At 55.3% G+C, this 14022-nt stretch carries 12 protein-coding genes; 4 read left to right on the forward strand and 8 right to left on the reverse strand.

Annotation, left to right across the window (positions count from 1 at the left end; translation table 11 throughout):
• Positions 1–23: 23 nt before the first annotated feature.
• The 4 genes from AC6I8R_RS04865 to xseB all read right to left on the reverse strand — a co-directional run bounded on the left by AC6I8R_RS04865 (position 24) and on the right by xseB (position 4105).
• A complete protein-coding gene (locus AC6I8R_RS04865; protein ID WP_415174736.1) occupies positions 24–998 on the reverse strand; it encodes an aldo/keto reductase in 975 nt (324 codons plus the stop codon).
• Positions 999–1078: 80 nt separating this feature from the next.
• Positions 1079–2944 (reverse strand): 1-deoxy-D-xylulose-5-phosphate synthase, encoded by a 1866-nt coding sequence (dxs, locus tag AC6I8R_RS04870; protein WP_497831972.1) that lies wholly within the window; start codon positions 2942–2944, stop codon positions 1079–1081.
• Between the two features lie 19 nt (positions 2945–2963).
• On the reverse strand, positions 2964–3863 hold the full coding sequence (gene ispA, locus AC6I8R_RS04875; protein WP_021185857.1) for a (2E,6E)-farnesyl diphosphate synthase: 900 nt from the start codon (positions 3861–3863) through the stop codon (positions 2964–2966).
• On the reverse strand, positions 3863–4105 hold the full coding sequence (xseB, locus tag AC6I8R_RS04880; protein ID WP_013508116.1) for an exodeoxyribonuclease VII small subunit: 243 nt from the start codon (positions 4103–4105) through the stop codon (positions 3863–3865). The genes ispA and xseB overlap by 1 nt, the downstream gene beginning before the upstream one ends.
• A gap of 234 nt (positions 4106–4339) precedes the next feature.
• Between xseB and thiI the strand changes: the two genes are divergently transcribed.
• Positions 4340–5788, forward strand: a complete 1449-nt coding sequence (thiI, locus tag AC6I8R_RS04885) for a tRNA uracil 4-sulfurtransferase ThiI (RefSeq protein WP_208724954.1) — start codon at positions 4340–4342, stop codon at positions 5786–5788.
• Positions 5789–5870: 82 nt separating this feature from the next.
• On the opposite strand, the gene yajL is transcribed toward thiI, so the two are convergent.
• Positions 5871–6479, reverse strand: a complete 609-nt coding sequence (gene yajL, locus AC6I8R_RS04890; protein WP_208724955.1) for a protein deglycase YajL — start codon at positions 6477–6479, stop codon at positions 5871–5873.
• Positions 6433–7353 (reverse strand): 2-dehydropantoate 2-reductase, encoded by a 921-nt coding sequence (gene panE, locus AC6I8R_RS04895; RefSeq protein WP_021185854.1) that lies wholly within the window; start codon positions 7351–7353, stop codon positions 6433–6435. Before panE ends, yajL begins: the two co-directional genes overlap by 47 nt.
• A 126-nt stretch (positions 7354–7479) precedes the next feature.
• Here panE and AC6I8R_RS04900 point away from each other — a divergent pair, with 126 nt between their 5' ends.
• Positions 7480–7971, forward strand: coding sequence for a YajQ family cyclic di-GMP-binding protein (locus AC6I8R_RS04900; RefSeq protein ID WP_084873131.1), 492 nt, complete (start codon positions 7480–7482; stop codon positions 7969–7971).
• On the opposite strand, the gene AC6I8R_RS04905 is transcribed toward AC6I8R_RS04900, so the two are convergent.
• Positions 7968–9740, reverse strand: a complete 1773-nt coding sequence (locus tag AC6I8R_RS04905; protein WP_497831973.1) for a sigma-54-dependent Fis family transcriptional regulator — start codon at positions 9738–9740, stop codon at positions 7968–7970. The two genes, AC6I8R_RS04900 and AC6I8R_RS04905, sit on opposite strands and share 4 nt — an antisense overlap.
• A gap of 291 nt (positions 9741–10031) precedes the next feature.
• Here AC6I8R_RS04905 and exaC point away from each other — a divergent pair, with 291 nt between their 5' ends.
• Together exaC and adhP are read left to right on the forward strand one after the other, a co-directional pair.
• A complete protein-coding gene (gene exaC, locus AC6I8R_RS04910) occupies positions 10032–11552 on the forward strand; it encodes an acetaldehyde dehydrogenase ExaC (protein WP_497831974.1) in 1521 nt (506 codons plus the stop codon).
• Between the two features lie 32 nt (positions 11553–11584).
• Entirely contained in the window at positions 11585–12625 is a 1041-nt protein-coding gene (gene adhP / locus AC6I8R_RS04915; RefSeq protein WP_021185849.1) for an alcohol dehydrogenase AdhP, read from the forward strand.
• A gap of 32 nt (positions 12626–12657) precedes the next feature.
• Here adhP and AC6I8R_RS04920 read toward each other — a convergent pair whose 3' ends face one another.
• Positions 12658–14022, reverse strand: coding sequence for an MFS transporter (locus AC6I8R_RS04920; protein WP_021185848.1), 1365 nt, complete (start codon positions 14020–14022; stop codon positions 12658–12660).

Below are 14022 nucleotides of genomic sequence, written 5' to 3' on the forward strand. Positions count from 1 at the left end.
GCGATTTATCGCGCCGTTACGTCTTATTCGAACCCTACCGCCGGATGCGGTTGATACACCGTCTCCAGCTCGGCAATATCCGTTGTACTCAACTCCACGTCCACCGCTTTGACCAGCTCAGCAAACTGCTCTGCGCGTGATGCCCCGATAATGGGTGCCGTCACCACCGGCTTATGCAGCAACCAGGCCAGCGCAATCTGCGCACGCGTGACGCCTTTATCCGCTGCCAGGGTGGCGATACGTTGCGCGATAGCGGCATCGTTCTCTTCGGTGTCGCGGTAAAGTTTAGCCATCACCTCATCTGACACGGAGCGGGCGGTGGTTTCACCCCACGGGCGCGTCAGCTTACCGCGAGCCAATGGACTCCAGGGCAGGACGGCGATGCCTTCGCGCAGACACAGCGGATGCATGGCGTTCTCCTCTTCCCGTTGAATCAGGTTGTACTGATCCTGCATGCTGACAAAGCGCGCCCATCCTTCACGAGTCTGGAGCTGAAGCGCCTGCTCAAATTGCGCCGCATGCATTGAGGATGCGCCGATATAACGCGCTTTACCGGCCTGCACCACGTCGTGCAGCGCCTCCAGCGTCTCCTCAATTGGCGTGTCGTAATCCCAGCGGTGAATCTGGAGCAAGTCAACATGATCCATGCCCAGCCGTGTCAGGCTGTCATCAATTGATTGCAGGATATTGTTGCGCGACAGCCCCTGGGTCAGATTACTTAATGGGAAATAGACCTTGGTGGCGACCACGACTTCGTCGCGGCGGGCAAAATCTTTCAGGGCGCGCCCGACAATCTCTTCGCTGCTGCCGTCGGAATAGGAGTTGGCGGTATCAAAAAAGTTGATGCCTGCTTCCAGCGCTTGCTTGATTAACGGGCGACTGCTCTCTTCCGGTAACGTCCAGGCGTGATTGCCGCGCAGTGGATCGCCATAGGTCATACAGCCCAGGCAGAGACGGGAAACCTGTAATTCAGTCTTACCTAAAGGAATTTTTTTCATTGGGACGTCTGCTCTCGCATCAGGGAAATCCCTTAAGCATAGCAGCAGGCTCGCTCGCCGGGCGGCGAGCGAGCAGGGGATTACTGGGCCAGCCAGCGGGTGATTTGTTGCTGAATACCGGCGGCATCCAGTTGGTAGTCATGGCGCACTTCTTCCTGGGTACCCTGCGGGATGAACTCATCAGGCAGACCGAGGTTCAGCACCGGAATACGCAGGCGTTTTGCCATCACAAATTCGTTCACGCCGCTACCCGCGCCGCCCATGATAGCCCCTTCTTCCAGGGTGATCAGGGCGTCGTGGCTGCCCGCCAGTTCCGTAATCAACGCCTCATCCAGCGGTTTGACAAAACGCATATCCACCAGGGTGGCATTCAACGCTTCGGCGGCCGCAGTGGCTTCCGGCAGCAAGGTGCCGAAGTTGAGAATCGCCAGCTTCTCGCCCTGACGTTTTACCACGCCTTTGCCCAACGGCAGGCTCGCCAGGGGTTCCAGCGCTGCCCCGGTACCGGTACCGCGCGGGTAACGCACTGCACTTGGGCCATCCTGATAGTGGTAACCGGTGTACAACATCAGGCGGCATTCGTTCTCGTCGCTTGGCGTCATGATCACCATGCCAGGGATACAGCGCAGATAAGCCAGATCGAACGCACCCTGATGGGTTTGTCCGTCGGCACCAACAATGCCGCCACGATCGATAGCAAACAACACCGGCAGCTTCTGGATCGCCACATCGTGGATCACCTGATCGTATGCGCGTTGCAGGAAGGTGGAGTAGATCGCCACAATCGGTTTGTAGCCGCCAATCGCCATCCCTGCCGCGAAGGTCACCGCGTGCTGTTCAGCGATCGCCACGTCGAAATATTGCTGCGGATAGTCACGGGAAAAACTCACCATGCCGGATCCTTCACGCATCGCCGGAGTGATGGCCATCAGGCGTGCGTCATCAGCCGCGATTTCGCTCAACCAGTTACCAAATACTTTGGAGTAGCTCGGCAGACCACCTGCGCTTTTCGGCAGCGAACCGCTGGCCGGATCGAATTTCGGTACGGCATGCCAGGTGATGGGATCTTCTTCCGCCGGCGCATAGCCTTTGCCTTTTTTGGTCATGATATGCAGGAACTGCGGGCCTCTCAGGCTACGCATGTTCTTCAGCGTACTGACCAACGCGAGGACATCGTGACCATCCACCGGGCCGATGTAGTTAAAACCGAGTTCTTCAAACAGCGTACCCGGTACCACCATGCCTTTCAGATGTTCTTCAGTGCGTTTGACCAGCTCTTTGATCGGCGGCAGGTTGTCCAGCACCCGTTTGCCGCCTTCGCGCAGGCGTGAATAGGTTTTACCGGAGAGGATCTGCGCCAGACGATTGTTCAGCGCACCCACGTTCTCGGAGATCGACATCTCGTTGTCGTTGAGGATCACCAGCATGTCCGGTTTGATATCGCCCGCGTGGTTCATGGCTTCAAATGCCATGCCCGCCGTGATGGCACCATCACCAATGATGGCCGCAGTACGACGCCCTTTACCTTCACGCTCGGCGGCGACGGCCATACCGAGGGCGGCGCTGATGGAGGTTGACGAGTGACCGACGCTCAGTACGTCGTATTCGCTCTCTTCACGCCACGGGAAGGGGTGCAGACCATTTTTCTGACGGATGGTGCCGATGCGATCGCGGCGACCGGTCAGAATTTTATGCGGGTAAGCCTGATGGCCAACGTCCCACACCAGATGGTCAAACGGGGTGTTGTAAACATAATGCAGCGCCACTGTTAGCTCGACGACGCCCAGACCCGAAGCGAAGTGACCACTGGAGCGGCTGACGCTGTCCAGCAGATACTGACGCAGCTCGTCACAGAGTGCCGGAAGCTTCTCTTTTGGCAGTAAACGTAATTCCTGTACCGTGCTTGCCAGCGCCAGTGTCGGGTATTTTGCAATATCAAAACTCATCAGAGACTCATTATGAAAGTTATTTATCGCGTTCAATTATGAAGCTAGCCAACGCTTGTAATGCTGTGGTGTTAAAGGATTGCGCGGCCAGAATATCCAACGCGCCCAGTGCCTCCTGATAGAGATCCCAGGCTTTTTGACGGGCATTATCCAGCCCCATCAGCGCCGGATATGTGCTTTTGCCCAGTGCCTGATCGGCCCCCTGGGTTTTGCCCAATATCGCGGTGTCGCCGACCACATCCAGGATGTCATCCTGCACCTGAAACGCCAAACCAATGGCATTGGCATAGACATCCAGAACGGGCAGGGCGGCACGGCCTTGTTCACCCGCCGCCAACGCACCAAGTCGTACGGCAACGCGGATCAATGCACCGGTTTTATGACGGTGAATCTGTTCCAGTTGCGCCAGGTCGATGCTTTTACCCTCGGCGGCGAGGTCCAGTGCCTGGCCGCCGCACATACCTGCGACACCACTGGCCTGCGCCAGTTCGGAGATCATGGTAATACGGGCTTCTGCACTTACGCCAGGCATCGGCTGGTCGGCCAAAATAGAAAACGCCAGCGTTTGCAGGGCATCGCCTGCGAGAATCGCCGTGTCTTCACCATATTTGATATGGCAGGTTGGCTGCCCACGACGCAATGCATCGTCGTCCATCGCAGGCAGATCGTCATGAATCAAAGAGTACGCGTGGATACATTCTACCGCCGCAGCGGGCGCATCCAGGCTGGCCGGATCGGCCTTTAACATTTCACCCGTAGCGTAAACCAGAAAAGGGCGCAGACGCTTACCGCCTAATAGTGCCCCATATTGCATGGCATTCACCAGAGGAGAACTCTGAAAAGGAAGTGGATCTAACAAGCGCGTCAGCGCGAGGTTTACCCTTTCGTGATAGGCGCTTAGCAGTTTGGCGAAATCCATCAATTATCTTCCGGCGTAAAAGGGGTGAGCGCGGCGTCTTTATCATCGCTCAGCAAAATCTGCACGCGCTGTTCCGCCTGTTGCAGGGTTTGCTGGCCGCTACGTGCCAACTGAACACCGCGTTCAAATTCTTTTAGCGCCTCTTCCAGCGGCAGCTCACCACTTTCCAGGCGGCTGACGATCTGTTCCAGTTGCTGTAGAGCGCTTTCAAAACTGGCGGGCGCTTCGGCTTTTTTCGGCATAATCAGTGTCGACTCACAGGTTGGGACATCATCTTGCAGTCGGTCATGGTATCTGACGAGGATTAATTAGCAAAATAATGAATGTGACTGCGGTTGCAGAAGAAGTCACCAGACAAAGGTGATATACTCTCGCGCCTCGGATGCGGACGCTCCTGCTTAGCCCGCAATTATATGATTTTACCAGCTAAGTGCCGATGCTTTTAGCACTTATTTGCCCAACGAAGCTGTGTCGCCATGAAGTTTATTATCAAGCTCTTCCCCGAAATCACCATCAAGAGTCAGTCGGTGCGACTGCGCTTTATCAAGATTCTGACCGGAAACATTCGTAACATTCTGCGCACTCTGGATGATGAGATCGCGGTTGTGCGTCACTGGGACCACATTGTGGTCCGGGCGAAGAAGGAAACGTTGCGCGCAGCGGTGATTGCCGAACTGACGCGTATTCCGGGTATCCATCACGTACTGGCGGTGGAAGATCATGAATACACCGATATGCATAACATCTTCGAACAGACGCTGGCGCTGTATCGTGAACGTCTCGAAGGTAAAAGCTTTTGCGTGCGCGTGAAGCGTCGCGGCAAGCATGAGTTCAGCTCGCAGGACGTGGAACGCTACGTAGGCGGCGGTCTGAACCAGCATATCGAAAGCGCTCGCGTGCAACTGAATAATCCGGATGAGACGGTCAACCTGGAGATTGAAAACGATCGCCTGCTGCTGATCACCGGACGTTATGAAGGACTGGGCGGCTTCCCGATTGGTACCCAGGAAGATGTGCTGTCACTGATTTCCGGCGGTTTTGACTCCGGTGTCTCCAGTTATATGTTGATGCGCCGTGGCTGCCGCGTGCATTACTGTTTCTTCAATCTTGGCGGTGCTGCGCATGAAATCGGCGTACGCCAGGTAGCGCATTATTTGTGGAATCGTTTTGGTCGTTCGCATCGTGTGCGTTTCGTCGCCATCAATTTTGAACCGGTGGTGGGCGAGATCCTCGAAAAAGTGGATGACGGCCAGATGGGTGTGGTGCTGAAGCGTATGATGGTGCGCGCGGCGTCGATGGTCGCCGAGCGTTACGGCGTACAGGCGTTGGTGACCGGCGAAGCGCTGGGCCAGGTTTCCAGCCAGACGCTGACCAACCTGCGTTTAATCGATAACGCCTCAGACACGCTGATTCTGCGTCCGCTGATTTCCCATGACAAAGAGCACATCATCAAGCTGGCGCGTGAGATTGGTACGGAAGATTTTGCCCGCACCATGCCGGAATATTGCGGCGTGATCTCGAAAAGCCCGACGGTGAAAGCGGTGAAGGCGAAGATCGAAGCGGAAGAGACGAATTTCGATTTTGCTATTCTGGATCGCGTGGTGCAGGAAGCCAGCAACGTTGATATCCGTGAAATCGCCGAGAAAACCGAAGAAGAAGTCGTGGAAGTTGAGACGGTTGCGTCGTTCACCGCCAATGATGTGGTACTGGATATTCGCTCGATTGATGAGCAGGATGACACGCCACTGGCGCTGGAAGGGGTTGAGGTTAAATCGCTGCCGTTCTACAAACTCAGCACCCAATTTGGCGATCTCGACCAGAGCAAAACCTGGCTATTGTATTGCGACCGCGGCGTGATGAGCCGTTTGCAGGCGCTGTACCTGCATGAGCAGGGCTTTACCAATGTGAAGGTGTATCGCCCGTAACGGTCGATACACCTGCGTAGCGGCGCGATTTATCGCGCATGTTAAAAGGCAGGGCGCGCGATGAATCGCGCCGCTACGTTTTTCAGCGTTCTTCGAATTCCTGGTAGTTATAGATTCCCGCCGCCAGCACCAGTTGCGATGCCACTTCGCGTGCTTTTTCTTTGTTCACCAGCAGATCAATCAGTTTCAGCGCAAAATCCATCGAAGTGCCCGGCCCCTGGCTGGTCAGCAGATTGACGCGGGGATCCCACACGACACGGCGTTCCATCCATTTCGCTTCCGGGATGGTTTCTTTCAGGCCGGGAAAACCGGTCATGTTCCCGACCGGGAACAGATCGTGTGGCACCAGGACCGTACCGGGTGCAGCGCAAATCGCCGCGACAATGCGACCGGAAAGATGAAACTGGCGCACGGTTTCCACCAGCAACGGACTGTCGCGGAAGGTTTGTGCGCCTTTCAGACCGCCGGGCAACACAATGGCGGCATAATCGTTATCTGCCACCTCAACCAGCGGCGCATCAGCCAGCAGGCGCACGCCACGCGAGCAGACGATCTCCCGGCTGCCATCGCTTTCGACACTGGCGGTAGTGACCTGCAAACCGCCACGCACCAACAAATCGATGGTGGTGACCGCTTCGGTCTCTTCACTGCCATGTGCCAGGCAAACCAGAACCGATGCGTTCGTGCTCATATTGGGACTCCTTGCGTTTAATCAAATCATACAAACGGGTGTTCTCCGGCAATGCAATGCCCTGCGCGCGTGCGCGGCGCAGCAGGTAACCGGTGATGTAATCAATTTCGGTCTGGCGCTGCGCCCGAACATCCTGCAACATCGATGAGACGTTGGCTGCCGTGGTGTCGATGACGTCATAGATGATGTCACGCAGATTATCGACGGCAATGTGTTGGCCTTCGCGCTCCATCACCCAGGCAATCTCCTCGCACAGTTTGGCGATTTGCTCAGGCCAGGCACGCAGCGCACCGTTCTGGCAATCATGCTCGACGGTCATCGGGTTGATCACGCAGTTGACCGCCAGCTTACGCCAGCAGGCAGAGGCGATATTGTTATGCCAGGCAACATCGGGCAAAGCCTGATGCAGGATATCCGCGATATCACTCATCGCTTCACTCTCGCGACTGGCCGGGCCAATATGGGTGATGCCCTGCGCCACATGTTTGATCACTGTGCCATCACGCATCGCCGCGTGCGTCGTAATCCCGCGCAGCAGCGGCTGCTGGACATCTTTCAGCTCTTCCAGGGTGCCCATCCCATTGTGCAACAACAGAATCGGCGCATGTGCCGGTAATACGCTTTGCAGGTTCTTCACGGCGGGAGAAACCTGTGGGGCTTTTAGCGTCACCAACAACAATTGGCTCTCCGCCAGAAACAGCGGATCGTTGGCAATAAAAGTGTGGTTGCTGACGTTGCCTTCAGGATCGATCACATTGACCGAACAATAGGGCTGCGGTACGCGCAGCCAGCCCTGAACATCATGTCCCTGGCGTGCGAGGGCGGCGAGCCAAACCTGACCCAGGGCGCCGCAACCCAACACGGTAATTTTCATTGTGCCTCCCGCTGACGGGTTATCGTTTTCACTACACACTATCAGTATAGCTTTCGGTGTATCGTGTTTTATTAGCGCGACAAGACGCGTATTATGCATGTCACTTTAGCGTCAGGAGAAGACAAGATGCCATCTTTCGATATCGTTTCCGAAGTCGAACTACAGGAAGTCCGTAATGCGGTGGAAAATGCGAGCCGTGAACTGTCTACCCGTTTTGATTTCCGTAACGTCAGCGCCAGCATTGAGCTGAACGAAAAGAATGAGACCATCAAAATCACCACGGAGTCTGATTTTCAGGTCAAGCAGCTGGTGGATATTTTAAGAGAAAAGCTGCTGAAGCGCGGAATTGAAGGGGCGGCAATTGACGTCCCGGAAGAGATCGAGCACAGCGGTAAAAGCTGGAGCGTCGAAGCCAAACTGAAAAAAGGCATCGAAAGCGACGTGGCGAAGAAACTGGTGAAGCTGATCAAAGACAGCAAGCTGAAAGTTCAGACGCAGATTCAGGGTGATGAACTGCGCGTCACCGGTAAATCGCGTGACGATTTGCAAGGCGCGATGGCGCTGGTGCGTGGCGGCAATCTCGGTCAGCCATTCCAGTTCAAAAACTTCCGCGATTAATCGCCTTTGTCGCGCGCGGCACGGCGATACAGCGTGCTGCGCGCGATACCCAATGCCTGCGCAGTTTTACTGATATTGCCATTAAAGCGTTGTAGCGTTTCGGCAATCAGCCGTTCATCATGACTTTGCAAATTCTCGACCACCACCGGAGCGGCGGCACGACGGTATTCGGCGGGCAAATGCACTTCGCTTACTTCTTCCCCTTCATCCGCCAGCGCCAGCAATACGCGCAACAGGCTGCGCAACTGACGCACATTGCCTGGCCACGGGAGCTGAGCCAACGAGGTCAGCAACGAGGGCGACAACTGAATATCGCGATCGCCACCTCCCAACTCCAGCCACAAACGCTGAATAAAGCCTGCTAAATCCGGCCATTCGCGCAGCGGCGGGATAGTCATGGAAAATTCCTGTAAGCGATAAAGTAAATCCTCGCGGAACTCGCCTTCAGCCACGCGTTGCGCCAGATCGCGATGCGTGGCGCAAATTACCGCAAAGTTTACTGGCCAACTGCGGCTGGAACCCAGCGGTGACACTTCTTTTTCCTGCAACACGCGCAGCAGGCGGGTTTGCAACGCCAGCGGCATATCGCCAATTTCATCCAGGAACAACACGCCACCGTCGGCTTCACGGATTTTACCGATATAGCCGTTTTTACCCGCACCGGTAAAGGCACCAGGCTGATAGCCAAATAACTCAGATTCAATCAGTGATTCCGGGATGGCGGCGCAATTGATGGCGACAAATTTGCCTTCCCGCCAGCGGCTTTGTTGATGCAACGCATGGCTGACAAACTCTTTTCCGCTGCCGGTTTCACCATGAATACACAATGAAACGCCGGCGTTCAGCAGACGTACCATTTTCTCGCCATCACGTCGTAACGAGAAGGGCAGCTCCGTATGGCTGGCGGTGGGGGTGGCGAAGTGGGTACGGTGGGGTGCGCGCAGGCGGAAATAAAAGGTTTGCGCGCAGTAATTTAACGGCACCGGGATGGTGTTGGCGGCCTGCTCCTGGTGGGGGAACAGTTGCTGGAACGTCAGGGAACCGAGTTGCTCCGCGCTGAGAGCCAGTTCGCGCATTGCGAGGCGATTCGCTGCCATCAGCACATTATCGGAGAACACCAGCAGCAACTCGTCGCTGGTATCGATACCCTGTGGTTGCGCATGCAGGCTCATCAGCCACTGCTGCGGGTGCAGGCTCTGCTTAACCCACAGATACTCAATTTGTTTGGCTGCGGCTTTCACCCAACTGAAGGTTTGTGGATGCGGGAAATGCGCCGGACCCGAGATATCCAGCACCCCGGCAATCTGACCATTGGGCATCTGGAGCGGCATGGCTGCGCAGTACAACCCCTGATTACGCGTGAGAAAATGTTGCTGTCCGTCTATCTCACAGCCATCGTCAATTGCCAGCGCGGTGCCAATGGCGTTGGTGCCACGGCCACACTCGCTCCATAAATTGCCGGGTGCCAATGCGTAGCGCTGCGCTTTCTCCATCGACTGCATATCGCCAAAGGTATGTAGCACCATGCCGCTGGCATCCGAGAGGATCACCACCGATTGCTTCTCCGCCATCTTCTGCGCCAGCTGGTTGATCACCGGCTGGGCAAACTGCTGCAATCCGCTGTTGCTGGCGAGCAAATCCGCCAGTTCACCCTGACGTACCCGGGGAAAGTCATCAGCGGTGCGATCAAGTCCATATAGCTGGCTACGAAACCAGGAATCGCTAAGAAGCGGAGTTGCGTTGATCGCGGCGGATGAATTTCCCTGCATTGCTAACCTCATGCCCTGGCAAAGTGTTGCGACATTGTAGCTATTTGGTTTTTGTGGTGTTGCGATATGCAACACAGATGGTGATTTTTACCGCACCATTCCATTAAGTTATTACGGTTATTTTTTATGTAACTCTATGTTGAGTATCACTATTTTTTAATCCATCGCAAGCTGAAAAAAACTGGCACGCGCGCTGCAATAGTCATGCTGGCAGCGGGCTGTTCAACCTGGCGACCCTCAGGTTGCCGCTGCCAGCTCCAGAACATCTGACCCTACATTAAGGAGTTTGCGATGCGTTATGCACATCCCGGCACGCCCGGCGCTTTGGTTTCTTTCAAAGCGACTTACGGCAACTACATTGCGGGCAAATTCACAGAGCCGCTCAGCGGCCAGTACTTTACTAACACCTCGCCAGTTGATGGCAGCGACATTGCGCAGTTCCCTCGATCGGACGCGCGTGATATCGACTTAGCACTGGATGCAGCTCATCAGGCCGCTGACGCCTGGGGAAAAACCAGTGTGCAACACCGTGCCAATCTGCTGTTACAGGTGGCGGATCGTATCGAAGCCAATCTGGAAATGTTGGCCGTAGCCGAGAGCTGGGACAACGGTAAGCCGATCCGTGAAACGCTGAATGCGGATCTGCCATTGGCGGTTGACCACTTCCGTTACTTCGCGGGCTGCCTGCGCGCGCAGGAAGGCAGTACGGCAGAGATCGATGAAAACACCGTCGCCTACCACTTCCACGAGCCGTTGGGCGTGGTGGGGCAGATTATCCCGTGGAACTTCCCGTTATTGATGGCGGCCTGGAAACTGGCTCCGGCGCTGGCTGCGGGTAACTGTGTGGTTCTGAAACCCGCCGAGCAGACGCCGCTCGGTATCACTCTGCTGCTGGAATTAATCGGCGATCTGTTCCCGGCGGGAGTGCTTAACGTGGTACAGGGTTTTGGCCGCGAAGCGGGTGAAGCGCTGGCGACCAGTAAACGTATTGCCAAAATCGCCTTTACCGGCTCAACCCCGGTGGGACGTCATATCATGGCGTGCGCGGCGGAGAATATTATTCCCTGTACCGTCGAACTGGGCGGCAAATCTCCCAACATCTATTTTGCCGATGTGATGGACGGTGAGCCGGAGTTTATTGAAAAAGCGGTGGAAGGTCTGGTGTTGGGCTTCTTCAATCAGGGCGAAGTCTGTACCTGCCCGTCACGCGCGCTGATCCATGAATCGATCTATGCCCCGTTTATGGAGCGGGTGATGGCGAAGATTGCCACTATTCGCCGTGGAGATCCGCTGGATACCGAAACTATGATCGGTGCCCAGGCTTCGCGTCAGCAGTTTGATAAAATTCTCTCTTATATCGACATTGCGCGGCAGGAGGGAGGACAAATCCTGACCGGCGGTGAGCGCGCCAGCATTGCGCCAGCGTTCGATAATGGCTTCTATATTCAGCCGACGCTGATTAAAGGCGATAACCAGATGCGCTGTTTCCAGGAAGAGATTTTTGGGCCAGTTATCGGTGTCACCACCTTTAAAGATGAGGCCGAAGCGCTGGAGATTGCCAACCAGACACAATTTGGCCTTGGGGCCGGTGTCTGGACACGAAACACGAATCTGGCTTATCGCATGGGGCGTAGTATTAAAGCCGGTCGCGTCTGGACCAACTGCTACCACATCTACCCGGCACACGCTGCTTTTGGCGGCTATAAACAATCCGGAGTAGGGCGCGAAACGCATAAAATGGCGCTTAACGGCTACCAACAAACGAAAAACCTGCTGGTTAGCTACGACATCGCACCACTGGGGCTCTTTTAACCCCTTAACAGACCCTTTTGGAGAGTGAATTGATGAACATGAAGATCAAAACCACGATGAAAGCGGCAGTTGTGAAATCGTTCGGTGAACCTTTGGTGATTGAAGAAGTACCGGTGCCTTCGGTGGGCCCGGGCCAGATTCTGGTAAAAATTGCCGCCACCGGGGTTTGCCATACCGATTTGCACGCTGCTGAAGGTGACTGGCCGATCAAACCTAATCCCCCCTTTATTCCCGGCCATGAAGGTGTTGGTCAGGTTGTGGCGCTGGGCGAAGGTGTGAAACATCTTAAACTCGGCGACCGCGTGGGTGTGCCCTGGCTCTACTCGGCCTGTGGTCATTGCGAATATTGTCTCGATAGCTGGGAAACGCTGTGTCTGTCACAGCAGAATGCCGGTTATTCAGTCAATGGTAGCTTTGCAGAGTATTGCCTGGCGGATGCTAACTACGTCGGTATCCTGCCGGATAACATTGAGTACCATGAGATCGCGCCGATTTTGTGTGCCGGGGTCACGGTGTACAAAGGGCTGAAGATGACCGATACCAAACCGGGTGACTGGGTGGTGATTTCCGGTATCGGTGGTCTGGGACATATGGCTGTTCAGTACGCGGTAGCGATGGGACTTAACGTGGCTGCTGTTGATATTGATGACGAGAAGCTGGAGTTTGCTAAACGTCTGGGTGCCAGCGTGGTGGCTAACGCGAAAAATGTCGATCCGGCGAAATTCTTCCACGAAAGCTTCGGCGGCGCGCACGGTGTGCTGGTGACAGCGGTTTCACCGAAAGCCTTTGAGCAAGCATTGGGAACCATGCGTCGTGGCGGTACGATGGTGCTGAATGGCCTGCCGCCGGGCAAATTTGACCTGTCGATTTTTGACATGGTGCTGGACGGTATTACGGTACGCGGTTCAATTGTCGGCACCCGTAAGGATTTGCAGGAGGCGCTCGACTTCGCTGGTCGTCACAAAGTGAAAGCTAATGTAGCGGTGGAGCCGTTGACCAACATCAACGACATCTTTGCCCGCATGCATGCCGGTAAAATTGAAGGCCGTATTGTTGTTGATATGTCGCTGTAAACAAAAGCCCGGCGCAATGGCCGGGCTTGGTTTTAACTGCTGGCGAGCAGCGCTTCCAGTTCAACGCGGCTCGTCACTTTACTGTCTATCTTGATGTAGGCGCTTTTCTCTTCCGGCACGATAAACACCGACGCAACACCGGGCTGGGCTTTCAGACGTTTCTCCAGATTGGGAACTGCCAGCACCGCATCGCTCAGGACAATACGCAGGCTGCTGACATAAGGGGGTTCCTGCATCGACATGCTGATAAACAGCCAAATCGCCGCGACCACCGCACCCACCAGAAACACCGTTTGTGCATCAAAATGACCAAATACCCAACCGCCCATGCTGCCGCCAATGGCGACGCCGAGGAATTGGCTGGTGGAGTAGATGCCCATCGCCGTGCCTTTATAACCCGGCGGCGATTCTTTACTGATTAAGGACGGCAGAATCGCTTCCATCAGGTTGAAGGCCAGGAAGAACAGCTGCACGCCAATCACCAGCGTCCAGAAGTGGCTGCCTGCTCCCCACAGTACGATTTCCGCCACCACAATCAATCCGACACAACTGACAAACACCCGTTTCATACGGCGTTTGACTTCGGCATAAATAATGAACGGGATGACGCTGACAAAGGAAACCAGCATGGTCACCAGATACACTTTCCAGTGCTCGGAGGCCGGGAATCCAGCTTGTTCAAACTGGCCGGGCAGCGCCACGAAGCTCGACATCAGCAGGATGTGCAGACACAGGATACCAATATTCAGTTTCACCAGGCGTGAATTGGTCAGTACCGCGCGGATGCTGCCTTTCACCATGCCGGACTCACGGTTCAGCACATGGTTTGGGGCATTGGGCACCACCAGCAGCGTAATCACAATGCCACAGCTTGCCAGAATCGCAATCATCCAGAACAACGCATGCAGGCCGAGTGCATGGGTGACAATTGGACCGAGAACCATCGCAATAGCGAAAGTGACCCCGAAGCTGATGCCGATAAAAGCCATTGCTTTGGTACGGTTCTGCTCACGGGTTAAATCGGACAATAAAGCCATCACGGCGGCGGCGATAGCGCCGGAGCCTTGTAAGGCACGACCAAGAATGACACCCCAGATAGAGGTGGTAGTAGCCGCAATTACGCTACCTAAAACAAACAGCAGCAGGCCACCGACAATCAGCGGTTTACGACCGATACGGTCCGAGAGTAGGCCAAAGGGAATCTGGAAGATCGCCTGCGCCAGGCCATAGATACCTATCGCCAGGCCAATTAATGTTTCACTGGCACCCTGTAGCGCCATGCCATAGGTGGTGAGCACCGGCAGCACCATAAACATTCCCAGCATACGCAGGGAAAAAACCGTACCCAAACCCCATGTAGCACGCAGCTCTACCGGAGTCATTTTATTATCTTTCAT

The sequence above is a fragment of the Pantoea sp. X-Soil-OKNW-713 genome, from assembly GCF_059730685.1.